This window comes from Vibrio sp. 10N.222.51.C5, from assembly GCF_041474575.1.
GTDB lineage: Bacteria > Pseudomonadota > Gammaproteobacteria > Enterobacterales > Vibrionaceae > Vibrio > Vibrio crassostreae_C.
This window is the reverse complement of record NZ_JBFRUJ010000089.1, coordinates 1-453: the sequence shown is the minus strand read 5'-3', so window position 1 is coordinate 453 and position 453 is coordinate 1. Positions and strand designations below refer to the sequence as shown.

The following is a 453-nucleotide window of genomic DNA, read 5'->3' as shown; positions in this document are numbered from 1 at the left end:
AGATGAAGAACTCCCAAGTTCTTCGAAGTTTGTTTCTACTTTTAAAGTAGAGATGAATTGCAGTGTCCCGTTCGTCTAGAGGCCTAGGACACCGCCCTTTCACGGCGGTAACAGGGGTTCGACTCCCCTACGGGATACCATTGGGTCGTTAGCTCAGTTGGTAGAGCAGTTGACTTTTAATCAATTGGTCGCAGGTTCGAATCCTGCACGACCCACCATTCTTTCTCCACGAAGGAATTAAAACTATCGTGGGCGATTAGCTCAGTTGGGAGAGCACCTGCCTTACAAGCAGGGGGTCACTGGTTCGAGCCCGGTATCGCCCACCATTCTCTAAATATTCTTGGAAGTTAAATCTCCAAACCACTTCTTATGTCGCTGGTTGGATTTTTCGACTGTGAGAGTCTTTAGAAAATGAACTTCACAAGAAGTCTCATTGCTCTTTAACAATTTGGA

At 46.1% G+C, this 453-nt stretch carries 3 tRNA genes; all 3 read left to right on the top strand.

Annotated features, from left to right (window positions below):
- Positions 1-64 precede the first annotated feature (64 nt).
- Positions 65-140: transfer RNA gene (locus AB4558_RS21530), tRNA-Glu, on the top strand.
- A 2-nt stretch (positions 141-142) separates the two neighbouring features.
- Positions 143-218: transfer RNA gene (locus AB4558_RS21525), tRNA-Lys, on the top strand.
- Between the two features lie 32 nt (positions 219-250).
- Positions 251-326: transfer RNA gene (locus tag AB4558_RS21520), tRNA-Val, on the top strand.
- The last annotated feature ends 127 nt before the right edge of the window (positions 327-453 follow it).